Annotated in this window: 14 protein-coding genes; 7 read left to right on the top strand and 7 right to left on the bottom strand. The window is 69.6% G+C overall.

Translation table 11 applies throughout. The features are described 5' to 3' along the window. Window positions 1-3: 3 nt before the first annotated feature. Both BWO91_RS16975 and BWO91_RS16980 read right to left on the bottom strand, forming a co-directional pair. Entirely contained in the window at window positions 4-756 is a 753-nt protein-coding gene (locus tag BWO91_RS16975; RefSeq protein WP_079003405.1) for an SDR family oxidoreductase, read from the bottom strand. A 27-nt stretch (window positions 757-783) separates the two neighbouring features. Next, window positions 784-1,428: a hypothetical protein gene (locus BWO91_RS16980; protein WP_153303527.1), complete on the bottom strand. Its 645-nt coding sequence runs from the start codon at window positions 1,426-1,428 to the stop codon at window positions 784-786. A 322-nt stretch (window positions 1,429-1,750) separates the two neighbouring features. Here BWO91_RS16980 and BWO91_RS16985 point away from each other — a divergent pair, with 322 nt between their 5' ends. Continuing rightward, window positions 1,751-1,996 carry a hypothetical protein gene (locus BWO91_RS16985; RefSeq protein ID WP_079003407.1) on the top strand — a complete coding sequence of 82 codons (246 nt, stop codon included), beginning with the start codon at window positions 1,751-1,753 and terminating at the stop codon, window positions 1,994-1,996. A gap of 45 nt (window positions 1,997-2,041) precedes the next feature. On the opposite strand, the gene BWO91_RS16990 is transcribed toward BWO91_RS16985, so the two are convergent. The 4 genes from BWO91_RS16990 to BWO91_RS17005 form a co-directional block, all read right to left on the bottom strand. Then, window positions 2,042-3,307, bottom strand: a complete 1,266-nt coding sequence (locus tag BWO91_RS16990) for a GNAT family N-acetyltransferase (RefSeq protein ID WP_079003408.1) — start codon at window positions 3,305-3,307, stop codon at window positions 2,042-2,044. A gap of 110 nt (window positions 3,308-3,417) precedes the next feature. After that, on the bottom strand, window positions 3,418-3,720 hold the full coding sequence (locus tag BWO91_RS16995; protein WP_079003409.1) for a cupin domain-containing protein: 303 nt from the start codon (window positions 3,718-3,720) through the stop codon (window positions 3,418-3,420). A 101-nt stretch (window positions 3,721-3,821) separates the two neighbouring features. After that, entirely contained in the window at window positions 3,822-4,274 is a 453-nt protein-coding gene (locus tag BWO91_RS17000; protein WP_056013555.1) for an Lrp/AsnC family transcriptional regulator, read from the bottom strand. Between the two features lie 191 nt (window positions 4,275-4,465). Continuing rightward, the gene (locus BWO91_RS17005; RefSeq protein WP_079003410.1) at window positions 4,466-5,923 is read right to left on the bottom strand and encodes an aldehyde dehydrogenase family protein; all 1,458 of its coding nucleotides are present in this window, start codon (window positions 5,921-5,923) and stop codon (window positions 4,466-4,468) included. Window positions 5,924-6,166: 243 nt separating this feature from the next. Between BWO91_RS17005 and BWO91_RS17010 the strand changes: the two genes are divergently transcribed. The 5 genes from BWO91_RS17010 (at window position 6,167) to BWO91_RS17030 (ending at window position 11,783) form a co-directional block, all read left to right on the top strand. Next, entirely contained in the window at window positions 6,167-7,642 is a 1,476-nt protein-coding gene (locus tag BWO91_RS17010) for an APC family permease (RefSeq protein ID WP_079003411.1), read from the top strand. Window positions 7,643-7,690: 48 nt separating this feature from the next. After that, window positions 7,691-9,124 carry an NAD(P)/FAD-dependent oxidoreductase gene (locus tag BWO91_RS17015; RefSeq protein WP_079003412.1) on the top strand — a complete coding sequence of 478 codons (1,434 nt, stop codon included), beginning with the start codon at window positions 7,691-7,693 and terminating at the stop codon, window positions 9,122-9,124. A 162-nt stretch (window positions 9,125-9,286) separates the two neighbouring features. Next, window positions 9,287-10,666 (top strand): NAD-dependent succinate-semialdehyde dehydrogenase, encoded by a 1,380-nt coding sequence (locus tag BWO91_RS17020; protein ID WP_079003413.1) that lies wholly within the window; start codon window positions 9,287-9,289, stop codon window positions 10,664-10,666. A gap of 439 nt (window positions 10,667-11,105) precedes the next feature. Next, the gene (locus tag BWO91_RS17025) at window positions 11,106-11,315 is read left to right on the top strand and encodes a type II toxin-antitoxin system HicA family toxin (RefSeq protein WP_079004038.1); all 210 of its coding nucleotides are present in this window, start codon (window positions 11,106-11,108) and stop codon (window positions 11,313-11,315) included. Between the two features lie 48 nt (window positions 11,316-11,363). Then, window positions 11,364-11,783, top strand: coding sequence for a helix-turn-helix domain-containing protein (locus tag BWO91_RS17030; protein WP_079003414.1), 420 nt, complete (start codon window positions 11,364-11,366; stop codon window positions 11,781-11,783). Between the two features lie 166 nt (window positions 11,784-11,949). On the opposite strand, the gene BWO91_RS17035 is transcribed toward BWO91_RS17030, so the two are convergent. Next, on the bottom strand, window positions 11,950-13,512 hold the full coding sequence (locus tag BWO91_RS17035; RefSeq protein WP_079003415.1) for a PucR family transcriptional regulator: 1,563 nt from the start codon (window positions 13,510-13,512) through the stop codon (window positions 11,950-11,952). A 26-nt stretch (window positions 13,513-13,538) separates the two neighbouring features. On the opposite strand from BWO91_RS17035, the gene BWO91_RS17040 reads away from it, so the two are divergent. Next, window positions 13,539-14,897 carry an aspartate aminotransferase family protein gene (locus BWO91_RS17040; RefSeq protein ID WP_079003416.1) on the top strand — a complete coding sequence of 453 codons (1,359 nt, stop codon included), beginning with the start codon at window positions 13,539-13,541 and terminating at the stop codon, window positions 14,895-14,897. The last annotated feature ends 87 nt before the right edge of the window (window positions 14,898-14,984 follow it).

The raw sequence follows: 14,984 nt of genomic DNA on the forward strand, positions 1-14,984 counted from the left end.
CGCTCAGCGAGCGGCGTCGAGCCCGTCGATCCACTGCGCGAACTTCTGCGCACCGCGCTGCGCGTCCGGTCCGGCGAGGGTGGTGCCGTCGCGCATCGCCTTACCGAAGCCGCCGGGCAGCGGGATCTGCACGACCGGGCCGCGGATGCCCGTGGCTGCGGTGTAGGCCTTGACCATCGCGGTCATCCGCAGTTCCTCGGGGCCAGCGAGATCGGCCGGGCGCCCCTGCGGCTCGCCCTCGGCCAGCTCCACCAGGCGCTCGGCGACTTCGCGCGCGGCGACCGGCTGCGAGGTCATCGTCGGCACCATCGTGACCGGCCCGAATCGGAACCGCTCGACCATCTGCTGCGCGAACTCGTGGAACTGCGTCGCGCGCAGGATCGTCCACGGGATACGTCCGGTGCTGACGAGCTCCTCCTGCAGCGCCTTGCCCGCGTAGTAGGCGAAGGGCGCCTTGTCACTTCCGACGATCGACAGCGCGACGTGGTGGGGCACGCCGGCGGCACCCTCTGCATCGAGCAGGTTGCGGGTGACCGCGCCGAAGAACTGGCGCGACCGCTGGGCGGACTGCGTAGCCGTCGACGTCACGTCGATGACGACGTCCGCGGCCTCCAACTGCTGCGCGAGCCCGGCGCCGGTGGCGAGGTCGACGCCGGTGACACGCGACAGCGCGACCACCCGGTGTCCGCGCTCCTGGGCCACCGCGACGACGTGCCGCCCGACCATCCCGCTGCCTCCTGCGACGACGATCTTCATCCGACACTCCCCTTTGCTCGACGGATGTCACTCTATCGGCGGAACGAAGCAGCCGTTCTCGACCGTGATCCGCAGCACGTCGGCATCGGATCGCAGCTCTCGTTCGAAGATGACGGCGTCGTCGCGGAGCTGCGTCGACAGCTCGAGCCCGCCGTGCGACGGCACGATGAGCATCGACCGGAACTCGTCCGAGTCGGCCGCGAGTTCGAGCGGCGGCGCGTACCCGTTGATGAGGTCGACGAGCACGTCCCGACTCGTTCCGACCGGCAGTTCGACCTCGACGGCCATGCGCGCCAGCTTCGTAGCGCGGCCGGACGGCGCCAGACTCCTGCAGGGCGCCTCCGAAGCCTGGGGCGAGAACGCGAACGGCTGTCCGCCCGACGCCGTATCGACCATCCGCCCGAGGAGGTCTGCTGCCACGGCGAACACCTCGTCTCGGGTGGGAAGCTCGTCGTCACGCTGAGGAGCGCTCGGGTCGATCGTCGGCGCCTCTGCCACCGGCGAAGCACGATCACCCCGTGACTCACCGACCTGTGCCGTGCAGGCGACGACCAGTAGCGCGAAGACACTCAGCTGAGCGACCACCGCGACGACGATCGCCACGATCGAACGCCGTCCGAGCGAGCTGGAACGGCCTCCTGGCGGCGCTTCCCCGAGAGAATCGGTGCCCATGTCATCCGGGATCGTGTCCACACCCGCTCCTGTCCTGGCCATGCCGCGACGATGGCCGTCGCGATGCTGCAGCGACGGTATCGATCGGGAGCCACTCGACGGCTCGACAGTTGGTGGGCATGACACGGCGAGCGCGGATCGGGTGCCTGTGGAGCGGTGTCACCGTTGTGCGCCGCCGACGATGCTGCATCGACGAGTTGCAGGCAGGTTCACCAAGGTGTATAACAAATCTGCACTCCGAGATATAGATCTCAACCCGACCGATCAGGCGTTCCCGGAGCGCACCTCCCGACCGAACCCGACCAGGAACCACCCGACCCCGATGACGACCCTGCAGCACCCCGCCACCACCGGCTCCATCCGCACGTCACGCCCGCAGCTCGCGGCACTCCCCCGCACCCTGCGCCGCAGCATCCCGGCCGAACAACGCCAGCTGCTCGGCACCCTCGCCGCCACCATCGGCGGCTTCATCCTCGCGACCGGCCTGGTCGGCGCGTTCATCACCGGCTGGTTCGTCCTGCTCGGACTCCCCGCCGCGGCGATCTTCCTCAGCACGACCGCGCCCTGAGTGATCGCGCCCTGAGCGACCAGAGGGGTCGGCGCGGGGATCCCCCTAGAAGTGCGTCCGCAGGAAGGGCGCCTGCTCCGTGGCGAAGGCGAGGTCGAGCGCTCGCACCGCATCGGACGACCCGGTGATGAGCCCCGCTTCGGCGAGCGCCGACACGCGCGGGCCGCCGAGGAGGACAGCCGACAGCTCGTTGATGGTGAGGCGCACAGCGTCGTCGTCGGTCGGCTCCGGCACGTCGCCAATGCGTTCCGCGACCGCGGCACCGTGCTCGTCGATGCGGAGCGCGAACCGACCACCGGCGAGGCCGAGGGTATCCTCGACGTCGAGCAGGTGCTCGCGAGGTTCGGATGCCCCGGGGACGGTGAACCGGCGCGCTCCGAGGACGGTCGGCACGTCGACGATGCGGAGCCAGAGCGAGTCGGCTCGCGCGGTGGTCTTGACGGCGCGGCGGTCGACGAGTCGCCACTGGATCGCTTCGACCGTCGGAGCCTGGTGGAAGGTGACCTTCGTGGTGAGGCTGATCCCGGTGAGGTGCCGCCAGAGCGCGAAGCGGGCCGCCGGGGTGGTGGCGACGAGGTCGTCGACGACGATCGTGCCCCACTCCTCGCCGACGCGGTAGAGCGCGTAGCCCTGAGGTTCGCCGTCGGCGTCGTCGTAGCGGAGGGCGAGCGTGTCACCCTCACCGTGGCTGAAGTGCCGGATGGTCACCTCACGGAGGGCCTGCTTCCACCAGGCGACACCGCGATCGATGTCGCCGGTGCCGCGGGAGCGCTCGAACAGCGCGGGTGCGATGGTGGCGAGCGAGCGCGGGTCGAGCGTGTGGACGCGGCCGGCGGGCGGCGCACCCCGCCACGCTACGCGCTTGGGGTCGACCTCGTGCGTGAACTCCCAGGTCGCCGGGGCGAAGCCGTATCGACCGTAGATGGTCGCCTCGCTCGCGGTGAGCGCGACGACCGCGGCACCGGTGGCCTGGGCGTGGTGGAGTCGGTTCTCCATCAGCGATCGCGCGATGCCTCGACGCTCATGGGACGTCGAGACGGTCACCTCGGTGATGGCCAGGGCACGGACGGAGCCACCCGGGATCGTCAGGGCGGTCGGGAAGGAACCGAGCGTGCCGACGGGGACGAGCGGTTCGGCCGCGGTGTCGTCGTAGACCCCGAGGATTGAGCTGCCGACGAGGAGCTGACGCCGCTCGGCACGCACCGCCACGTCGGTGTCGGGCTTCGACAGGAAGCCGCGGGACGCTGCACCCCACCAGAGGTCGAGGGCGGCGTGGTCCGTGTGGTCGAGCTCGACGGTGCGCAGGTTCATGCGCCAAGCCTATTGGGGTGCTCGGAACGCAGGAGATCGGCGCGAGAGCAGGACGGACGGGCACGAAGCGTCCTGCTGTCGGGCGGATGTCCTGCTGTCGCGCCGGCGGGTCAGGCGACGTAGACCTTGCGGAGGGTCTCGCGGACCGTCCAGGTGGTGCGGGCGCCGGCGGCGAGCCGGCCGATGGAGCCCGCACGGAGCTCCAGCGACGGAGTGCCGTCGGCGAAGTCGACGGTCGCCTCACCCGAGAGGACCACGAACACCTCGTCGATCTCGGTGTCCTGCACGACGCCGACACCCAACTCCCAGACGCCGACCTCGGTGTCACCGACGGCCGCGAGCGTCACGATCCCGCTCCGCGGCGACCCCGAGACGACGTCCTCGGGCGCGAGCGGGTTGTCCGCGAGCGCCACGTCAGCGCCTGGAGCACCGCGTTGGGGGCGAGCAGGTGGTCGGTCATGAGGTACCTCTCTGAGCAGGACGGAGGCGGGCGGTGTCGGCGCAGGCCGACGGCCTACCCGACGCCCCAGCCGTAGGCGAGCTTGTGGGCTTCGAGCACGAAGAACGTCTCGGTCGACCGCACCCCGGGCGTCGGCTGCAGCGTGTCGAGGAGGAACGTCTTGTAGTGGTCCATGTCACGACACACGGCCTCGACCATCACGTCGAAGCCACCGCTCGTGAGCACCACGTAGCTCGTCTCCGCGTGCTTCGACAGCTCCTGGCACACCCCGCGCGCCATCCCCGGCTCGCAGCGGATGCCGATGAGCGCCAGGTGGTCGAAGCCGATCGACAGCGGGTTCGCGATGCCGACGATCTGCAGGATCCCGGTGTCCTCGAGTCGCTGGATCCGATAGCGGACGGACGACGCCGGCAGCCCGGTCTCGGTGGCGATCTCGGAGAACGCCTTCCGTCCGTCCTGCTGCAGGATCGCGATCAGCCGACGGTCGATGTCGTCAAGGTCGTTCATGTGGCTCCTCCGGCAGCGGGCGGATGGTCATCTGGCAAGCGTAGCGAGGGAAGCCGTGCGGCCCGGGTGCGGTGTCCGCCCCACCCGAGCCACGAGCCCCGACCGACCGACCGACCCGAGCGCGGGCGGTCGACCGAGGCGACGCCGATCGAGCAGACCGAGGGAGGTCGCCGATCGGCGGATCGGTCCGACTAGCGGACGTGGATCGCGCCGGTGCGGAGGTCGGTCATGTCGTGCAGCGTGTACATGCCGCCGATCCGACCCCAGCCGGTGCCCTTGCCGCCCGCACCACCGAACGGCATGTTGATGTCCCACCAGCCGTTGGAGTCGTTGACGATGACCTGGCCGGTCTCCAGCTCCTCCATGAAGCGGTAGGCCTTCGACAGGCTCTCGGTGAACACCGCGGACTGCAGGCCGAGCGCGTCGGCGTTGGCGATGCGGAGGATGTCGTCGTCGTCCTTGGCCGTGAGGATGGGGAGGACCGGACCGAACGACTCCTCACGCGACAGCAGGCTGTCCTCGGAGACGCCGTCGACGATCGTGAAGTCGTAGTAGAGGTCCGTCGGGTGGCCCGCGGCACGACCGCCGCCGAGCAGGATGTCGAAGCCGAGCGAGCGGGCCTCGTCGAGGTGGCGGTCCATCTTCGCGGCGACGCCCTCGTTGTTGAGCGGTCCGAGGTTGATCCCCTCGTCGAAGGGGTTGCCGAGTCGTACGGTCGCCTTCGCATAGGCGAGGGCAGCCTCGACGAAGGTGTCGTGGACGTTGTGGTGGACGATGAGCCGCTCGGTCGCGCAGCAGACCTGCCCGCCGCTGTAGAAGGCGGAGTCGACGGCGGCCTTCGCGGCGCGTTCGATGTTCGCGTCCTCGAGGACGACGATCGGGCCGTTGCCGGAGCACTCCATGAGGGAGCGCTTGAGGCCCGCGGTGCGGACGATCTTCGCGCCGGTCGCGGACGAGCCGATGAAGCCGATGGCGTCGATGCCGTCGTGGGAGACGAGCTCGGAACCGAACGCGCCGTCGCCGGGGAGGACGCTGACGAGCCCGGCCGGGACGCCCGCCTCGACGAGGCAGTCCATCGCCGCGAGGACCGCGAGGGGCGTGTTGCTCGGCGGCTTGACGATGCAGGCGTTGCCGGTCGCGAGGCCCGGGGCGACGAACTCGCTGAACATCAGGAGCGGGAAGTTCCAGGGCGTGATGATGCCCCAGACGCCGACCGGTGCGCGCCAGGTGAACATGCGCTTGTCGATGTCGCTCGACGGCAGCGTCTCGCCGTAGAGACGGAGGGCGTCCTCGGCGTGGAGGTGGAAGAGCTGCGCGGCCTCGGCGATGTCGGCGATCGACTCGGCGAGCGGCTTGCCCTGCTCCAGCGTCTGCAGGCGGGCGAGCTCCTCGACGCGGGCGTTGATCGCGTCGCCGACCCGGTGACAGATCTCCGCGCGCTTGAACACGCCGAGCTTCCGCCACTCCCGCTGCGCCTCGTGCGCGCGTCGCACCGCCTCGTCGAGTTCGGCGGTGCCGGCCACGGGGATCGACGCGATGACGTCACCGGTGACGGGGCTGATCACCTCCGAGCGCTCCGAGCTGGTTCCGTCGGTGAACTCGCCGGCGATGAAGAGCTGGGTGCGAGTGGGTGTCGGCAACGTGGTCATTCCGGACCTCCTGGTGTCGTGGCTGGGCCGACGACGCCGAACAGCGTCGTGCGGATGTCGTCGGGAGAATGTGGGATCAGCCTAGGACCTTGCGATTCCTCGAACAAGCAGTATTGTTTCGTCAAAGTTACGATTACAACAACGAGACCGACACGATCTTGTCGTCACAACAATTCTTCGGCACATTGAGTGCACCAGCAGCGAGACAGCGACGTCCCGTCCCCCACGAATCGAGAAGAGCCCATGTCGACCGAACACGTCACCAGCACCGACGAGACCACGCACCTGCCGAAACGGATGCGCTGGTTCGACGGCTTCGCCATGGCGATGACCATGCCAGCCGCGCTCATCGCCACTCTCGGCGCCTCCATCACCGGCCTCGGCGGCTGGGGGGCCGCCGTCCTGTGGGCGATCTCCATGATCCTCGCGATGGGCGTCAACTGGATCTACACCGAGCTCGCCACCATGTTCCCGAACTCCTCCGGCGGCATCGCGCACTACGCGGCCGAAGCGTGGAAGTCGCGCGCACCCTGGGTCGCACCGATCACGGGCGTCGGTTACTGGCTCCCCTGGGGCACCAACCTCGCCACCTACGGCGCGGTCACCGGTGCACTCATCCAGGCCCAGTGGTTCCCGAACGAGGACTGGGTGATCCAGCTCGGCCCGATCTCCATCACCTTCCCGATCCTCATCGGGCTCGGCGTCATCGGCGTGATGTACCTCATCAACGTCATCGGCGTCCGCGTCACGATGGCGTTCGTCTACATCACCGCGGGCATCCTGCTCATCCCGCTGTTCGTGTTCATCGTCTTCCCGCTGTTCAGCGCCGACTGGGCACCGCTCGACCTCACCTGGAAGCTCGAGGGCATCGAGGGCCTGCACACCGCGATCGTCTGGCTGTACATCATGGCGTGGACCACCTTCGGCATCGAGGTCTGCGCGACCTTCGCCCCGGAGTACCGCGACTCGGTGAAGGACACGACCAAGGCGATCAAGGCCTCCGTCCTCTTCTGCCTCGGCGTCTTCTTCGTCATCCCGCTGACCCTCGGCGGCTACGCGGGTGAAGCGGCGATCGCCGACAACCCGGCGACCTTCTTCGTCGCCAGCTTCGCCTCGCTCGTCGGTGGCGCCGCGGACGTCATGGTGCTCTGCCTCATCGCCTCGCTGCTGCTCATCATGACCACCTCGGTGGCCGACGCCTCACGCGTGCTGTTCAACATGGGCAAGGAGCGCGTCACCGTCCCGTCACTCGGCGTGCTCAACCGCCGCGGTGTGCCGTTCCGCTCGCTCAACGTCATGCTCGTCATGAACGTCGTCATCCTCGTCGTGCTGCAGAACCCGCTCGCGATCATCGTGACCGGCAACCTCGGCTACATCCTCACGCACTTCTTCGCCGTCTCCGGCTTCTTCCTGCTGCGCAAGGACCGCCCCGACGCCGTCCGCCCGATCCGCCTGCCGCGCCTCTTCGTGCCGCTATCGGTCGTGCTCTCGGTGCTCCTCGCGATCATCCTCGTCGTCGGCGCCACCGGGTTCTCCACCACGGGCTACGGCGGGTTCCTCGAGCTCGGCATCGCGCTCGGCCTGCTGGCACTCGGCGTGGTGATCTGGCTGTTCGTGCAACGCAGCACCAAGCGCGACGCGGGCCTCGGGAGCGGCGGGGCATCCGCCGGAACCCCGCGTGCCGAGGCCGAACGCACCGACGCCGCCCGCACCGACTGACCGCGCACCACGCGACCGCACCGAACCACGCACCACAGGGGACCAACCATGAGAACCACCTACGAACTGGCCGAAGAGCTCGCCGACACCGCACGCCTGCGGGAACAGCTGGCCTCGGCCGAACCGGAGCCGTACTGGCTCGACGACCCGGCACGGCCCGCTCCGCTCCCCCGCCTCGAGGCGGACGTCGAGACGGACCTGGCGATCGTCGGTGGTGGGTACTCGGGCCTGTGGACGGCGCTGCTCGCGAAGGAGCGCGACCCGGACCGCCGGGTCGTGCTCCTCGAGGGCCGCCGCATCGCGTGGGCGGCGTCCGGTCGCAACGGCGGGTTCTGCGAGCCGAGCCTCACCCACGGATCCTCGAACGGCAAGAGCCGCCTGCCGCACGAGTTCGACCGCCTGGAGGAGCTGGGACGCGAGAACCTGCGCGAGATCGGCGAGACCATCGCCCGGTACGGCATGGACTGCGACTGGGAGGAGACGGGCCTGTTGCAGGCGGCGACGGCTCCGCACCACGTCGACTGGTTGCGCGAGAGCGCCGAGGAGCACGGTGCCCGGTTCCTCGACCGCGAGGCGATGCAGGCGGAGGTCCACTCGCCGATCTTCCAGGCTGGCCTGTTCGAGCCGACCGGTGCGGCGCTCGTCAACCCGGCGAAGCTGGCGTGGGAGCTGCGACGCGTCTGCCTCGACCTGGGTGTGGAGATCCACGAGTACACGCACGTCCGCTCTATCCGGTCCGACGCGACGTCGGTCACCCTCACGACGACGCACGGCTCGGTCGTCGCGAAGCACGTCGCCCTCGGCACCAACGTCTTCAAGGCCCTCATCCCGAGTGCCCGGAAGTACACGGTGCCGGTCTACGACTACGCGCTCATGACGAACCCGCTCTCCGCCGAGCATCTCGAGAGCCTGGGTTGGAAGGGCCGGCAGGGCATCTCCGACCTCGACAACCGCTTCCACTACTCGCGGCTCACGACCGACGCGAACGGGTCGACCCGCATCCTCTACGGCGGCTACGACGCGGTCTACAACTACGGCGGCCGCGTCGAGCCGCGGTTCGACCAGCGCGAGGAGTCCTTCCTCAAGCTCGCCGCCCACTTCGCCCACACCTACCCGCAGCTCGCCGACCTCGGCTTCTCCCACAAGTGGGGCGGCGCGATCGACACCTGCGGGCGATTCTTCTCCTTCTTCGAGACCGCGCACGGCGGCAAGGTCGCCCACGCGGCCGGGTTCACCGGGCTCGGCGTCGGAGCCACCCGGTACGGCGCGAACGTCATGCTCGACCTCCTCTCCGGCACGCCGACCGAGCGCACGACGATGGACTTCGTCCAGAAGAAGCCGACGCCGTTCCCGCCCGACCCGCTCGCGTTCATCGGCGCGCGCATCTCGCTGTCGGAGATGGCCCGAGCCGACCGCAACGAGGGCAAGCGGGGGCTCTGGCTCCGCACGATGGACGCCGTCGGGCTGGGCTTCGACTCCTGAGCGGGGTTCCGACGCAGGAGCCGCCGTCCAACCCATGACAGGCGGAGCCTGGTTCGATACGGTGCAGGTGGTGGTCCCGCTCACGTCGAACCCGCACAGCTCGCATCGGCCGCAACGGACACCGCACCGCACCAGCAGCACCTCAGACAAAGGAGCACACCAGTGAGCGACTACGCCGTCGTCAACCCCGCGACCGGAGAGACTCTCCGCGACTACCCGACGATCACGGACGAGGAGCTGCAGCAGGCGATCACCGCCGCGTCCGCCGCTCACGAGGAGTGGTCGCGTCGCGCTCCCGTCGCCGACCGCGCCGCGCTCATCGCCCGCGTCGCCGCCCTCCACACGGAGCGTCGCGAGCAGCTGGCGGAGATCGCCGTCCGCGAGATGGGCAAGACGTACGAGCAGGCGCTCGGCGAGGTCGACTTCGCCGCCGCGATCTACCAGTACTACGCCGACAACGGTGAGGCCTTCTCCGCCGACGAGCCGATCGAGCTGTCCGACGGCACCGGTTCGGCGTTCATCCGTCGTGCGTCGCTCGGGGTGCTGCTCGGCATCATGCCGTGGAACTTCCCGTACTACCAGGTGGCGCGGTTCGTCGGCCCGAACGTGGTCAACGGCAACACCATCCTCCTCAAGCACGCCCCGCAGTGCCCCGAGTCGGCGCTGGCGATCGCGCAGATCTTCGACGACGCCGAAGCCGAGCTGGGCGCCCACGAATCCGTGTACGTGAACATCTTCGCGACGAACGACCAGATCGCGACGGTCATCGCCGACCCGCGCGTGCAGGGCGTCTCGGTCACCGGTTCGGAGCGCGCCGGTTCCGCGGTCGCCGAGCTGGCCGGCAAGCACCTCAAGAAGGTCGTCCTCGAGCTCGGCGGGTCCGACCCGTTCATCCTGCTGTCGACCGACGACCTCGACGCCGCCGTCCAGGACGCCGTCAACGCCCGCATCGACAACAACGGGCAGTCCTGCAACGCCGCCAAGCGGTTCATCGTCATCGACGAGCTGTTCGACGACTTCGCCGCGAAGTTCACCGAGGTCTTCACGGCGAACGCACCGGCCGACCCGATGGCGGAGAGCACCCAGCTCGGCCCGCTGTCGTCGGCCGCCGCGACGGAGCGACTCGGCGAACAGCTGGGACGTGCGAAGGCACAGGGCGCGACGATCCTCGCATCGGGTGAACCGGATGGGAACTTCTTCCCGCCGGCCGTGCTCACCGACGTCACGCCCGAGATGGACGCGTTCCACGAGGAGTTCTTCGGCCCCGTCGCCGCGCTCTACCGGGTCGCGTCCGAGGAGGAGGCGGTGCGCCTTGCGAACGACACCCCGTTCGGCCTCGGCTCCTACGTGTACACGACCGACCAGGAACAGGCGCTGCGGGTCGCGGACGGGATCGACGCCGGCATGGTGTGGATCAACCTCGTGCTCGGCGACGCGGCGGAGCTGCCCTTCGGCGGCGTGAAGCGCTCCGGCACCGGCCGCGAGATGGGCAAGCCCGCGATGGACGAGTTCGTCAACAAGAAGCTCATCCGCATCGCGTAGGTGCTTCGGCCCCGGCCACCGACGCCCCCGTCCGGTCACTGAGCCTGTCGAAGTGCGGTCCCGCCCCATGTCGACCGCCCTTCGACACGCTCAGGGACCGGGATGGGGTGCGCGCGAGGACCGGGACACGGTGCACCCGCTCACCGCGCTCCTCACCCGCGGGGCGCTTTCCGGCCACTGAGCTTGTCGAAGTGCCTCGTACGCACCTCGACAAACTCGGTGGCCGAGCTGCGCTCGGTGGCCGAACGTCCCCCACAGGGCGTGCATCACTCCCGTTGTCCACAGGGCGCGCGCACCCGACCAGGTGCGATGACGTCGCGAGCTAGCCTTTCGAGGAGGGCGAGGCTCGTCAGTCTGGGGCACGGTCGAGTTGCGTCAGCGGCTTCAAATATCTAGCCCCCTCTTCATCTTGAAATCAATGGGGGGCTTGAGTAGAATTATGCCGAGGCCACAGAAGTACCGCGATGTGGTGAGGTTCCTCAGCTCGAAAGGCTGGGTGCTGCTCCGGCAGCAGAAGGGTTCCCACGAGAAATGGGGCAATCCGGAGAACGGGCGCGAGTATCTGACGATTCCACATCACGAGGTGTCGGCCGGAATCGTGAAGCAGCTCATCGAGATGTTCCCGGATGCGCCGAGCGGGTGGAAGTAGCGCACCGCACCGCTCGCCCGCGCCGACAGACAATCAGGAGGCCCGCGAATGACCGCAGCAACCGTGACCCAGACGCTCGACGTCGTGACCTACCTCGACGGCAAGTGGTGGACGTTCGAGATCCCCTCGCTCACCACCGACTCCCCCCGAGGCGCGGGACACCGGATCGTCGCCATGGGCTCAGCGAAGAGGTTCAAGGACATCGCTGCAGCTGCCCGCGACGTCGCGGCCCTGTGGCTCGATCTCGATGACTACGACGGGGACGTCGTTATGACGGTCCGGGATGAGGCGGTCGGCCTCTGGGGCGAATCCAACACCCTTGAAGAGCAGGCACGCCAGCAGGTGCGCGAGGCAGCGCGCAAGCGCCGCGAGGCCGTCCTGAGCCTCATCGCCAAGGGAGCCAGCCAGAGCGACGCCGCGGCCGTCTTCGGGGTCTCGGTGCAACGTGTGAGCCAGCTCGTGCACTGACGCTCGTCGATCGGCAGTCCCCACCGAGAACCTCCCCGGTCGCTGAGCCCCATCCGGTCACTGAGCCTGTCGAAGTGCAGTCCCGCCCCGATGACCACCGCCCTTCGACAAGCTCATGGACCGAAGGGGTGAATCTGGGAACGAGGGTGCACGACGCGCGAATCCGTCAGCCGTCGGCGAGCTGGAGGGCGCTCCACAGCTCGGCTCGGTCGCCGAAGCGGGAGAGGTCGAGGTCGAGCAGCGACTCCAGCGTGCCGATGCGCGCTCGGAGGGTCTGCCGGTGGATCCCGAGGCGGCCAGCCGCCTGATCGGTGACGCAGTTGGCCTCCAACCACACCCGAGCCGTGGTCATGTGGACCGCACGAGCCTCGGCTCCGAGCCCGCCCAGCGGCTCCAGCAGCCGGTTCGCCAGCACCTCTCCACCCGACGCACTCAGCAACCCGAGCAACCCCTGCTCGGCGAGCGCCTCGTATCGCACGAGTCGCGGCGTCTCCCCGGCCGATGCGCGAGCCCGCTCGGCCTCGGACAGCCCGTCCCGCAAGCCTTCCCAGCTCGTCCTCGCCGACACCCCGCCGGACAGCCCGTGGCGGCCGACGACGGCGTCCCAGAGTCCGGTGTCCGCGTCGCTCGACACGATGACGATGCGCTCGTCCTGCTCGGCGAAGAACAGCTTGCCGCCATGCGCCGCGGCCTGCACGTCGAGCTCGGAGAGGAAGCCCAGCTCATCCTCGGGGATGTCGACCACGGCGACGCGGATCGGGTCGGGCGGCAGCGGCCCCCAGAGCCGCTGGGCGGTGCGCTCGGCGACCGCGCGGTCCCCGGAGAGCAGCAGCTCGAGGAGCCCGGAGCGCAGCTGCCGGCGTGCGAGGTCGAGGGCGCTGTGCTGTTCGAGGGCGATGCTCGCGAGGCCGATGACGCTGGAGACGAGGTCGTGCTCGGCGTGGTCGAGCGGCACGCCGGACCCGACCGCGAGGATGCCCCGCAGCTCGCCTCGGCGGCCGAGCGTCAGCAGCGTCGCGCCCTCCGCTCCGTCCGCGAGGTGCAGTCCGGCCCGCGACCCGCGCCGCAGCACCTCGGCGACGGCGGCCTCCACACCCTCCGGCACCGGCTCGCGCGTCCTCGTGGTGACCCGGTTGCCGAGCGCGTCGTACAGCGCGACCCAGCAACCGAGCTGCTGCCCCAGCTCCGCGAGGATCGCGGTCAGGCCGTCGGGTCGGAGCGCCGCCCTCGCTACCGCACGCTGGGCGGCGAGCGACCACTCGAGCGATGCCACGCGGGCGGCTGCGACCGCGTCGGCGACGAACCGGATGATGCCGATGAACGGGGTTCGCTCCCCCACCTCGAGCAGGGTGAACCCGTGTCGCTCGCATGCCTCGACGAGCCGCTGCGGGATGCCGGCGTGGATGATCCCGGTGGCGAACCCGAGCGCGAGCACACCCCGGGCGGAGAGGCGGCGGACGTACTCGTCGGCGCGGCGGTCGGCGAGCTCGTCGCTCATCTCGCCGGTGAACTGCATGCCGTCGGTGAGGAGCAGCTGGCCGGGCTCCAGCCAGGGCGTCGGGTCGCCGAGGTCGGAGCTGTGCACCCAGGCGATGGCGCGGTCGAGGACGTCGGCGTCACCCTCGACGACGAGGCCGAGCTTGAACACCGGCTCGGCCATGAGCGTGCGCAGGGACACGTTCGACGACGCACGGCCGACGTCGCCAGCGATCACTGAAGTGGTGGACATGTGCCGAAGGTACCACTGATCACGCCATGTACATCGGCCGCGTCGATTGCCAGGCTGCAGGGGTGATCAATGACTTCCTCTCCGGCCTCGACAACGCCGGCGTCCGCGACGCCGACACCCAGCGCGTCCTGCACTCCTGGTCCGCCCAGAGCACGCTCAAGCCGCTCCCCATCGCGGGCGGCCTCGGCAGCACCGTGTGGGACCACGACGGACGCCACTACCTCGACTTCTCCAGCCAGCTCGTCAACGTGAACCTCGGGTACCAGCACCCGAAGGTCGTCGCGGCGATCCAGGAGCAGGCGGCGCAGCTCACCACGATCGCGCCGGCCGCGGCGAACGCGACCCGCGCCGAGGCAGCGCGGCTCATCCTCGAGCGTGCGCCCGAGGGCTTCGAGAAGGTCTTCTTCACCAACGGCGGTGCCGACGCGAACGAGAACGCGATCCGCATGGCGCGCATCGCCACCGGCCGCGACAAGGTCATCTCGACCTACCGCTCGTACCACGGCAACACGGGTGCGGCCATCGTCGCGACGGGCGACTGGCGCCGCATCCCCAACGAATACGCGCGCGGTCACGTGCACGTGTTCGGCCCCTACCTCTACCGCACCGAGTTCTGGGCCACGACGCCGGAGGAGGAGTCGGAGCGCGCCCTCCGCCACCTCGAGCGCACCGTCCAGGCCGAGGGTCCCGGCTCGATCGCCGCGATCCTCCTCGAGACCGTCCCCGGCACCGCCGGCATCCTGACGCCGCCACCCGGCTACCTCGCGGGGGTCCGCGCGATCGCCGACCGCTACGGCATCATGCTCATCCTCGACGAGGTCATGGCCGGCTTCGCCCGCACCGGTGAGTGGTTCGCGTTCGACGCGTTCGACGTGCGACCCGACCTCATCACCTTCGCGAAGGGCGTCAACTCCGGCTACGTGCCGCTCGGTGGCGTCATCGTCTCCGAGCACATCGCCCGCGTCTTCGACGAGCAGGTGTTCCCTGGCGGACTCACATACTCCGGCCACCCGCTCGCCGCCGCGAGTGTCGTCGCGACGCTCACCGCCATGGCCGAGGAAGGCGTCGTCGAACATGCCAAGGCGATCGGCGCCGACCACATCGGGCCCGCGCTCCGCTCCCTCGCCGAGCGCCACGAGCTCATCGGCGAGGTCCGCGGCAGCGGCGTGTTCTGGGCGGTCGAGCTCGTCGAGGACCGCGACACCCGCGCACCACTCGATGCGGCGGCGATGGGTCGGTTCAAGACGTCCCTGCTCGAGGCCGGCCTCCTGCCGTTCATCAGCGAGAACCGCATCCACGTCGTCCCGCCCGCCGTCGTGACCGCCGACGAGGTCGCCTCGGGTGTCGCCATCATCGACGCCGCCCTCGGGGAGCTGCGCGCATGAGCGGCGAGCCGGACCCGTTCTGGGACTCGGTGTCGGGACTCCCGACCCCGGCCCCGTCCGCCGCGGCACGACCAGCACCCAGCACCC

It is taken from the genome of Plantibacter flavus (genome assembly GCF_002024505.1).
In the GTDB taxonomy this organism is placed as follows: domain Bacteria; phylum Actinomycetota; class Actinomycetes; order Actinomycetales; family Microbacteriaceae; genus Plantibacter; species Plantibacter flavus_A.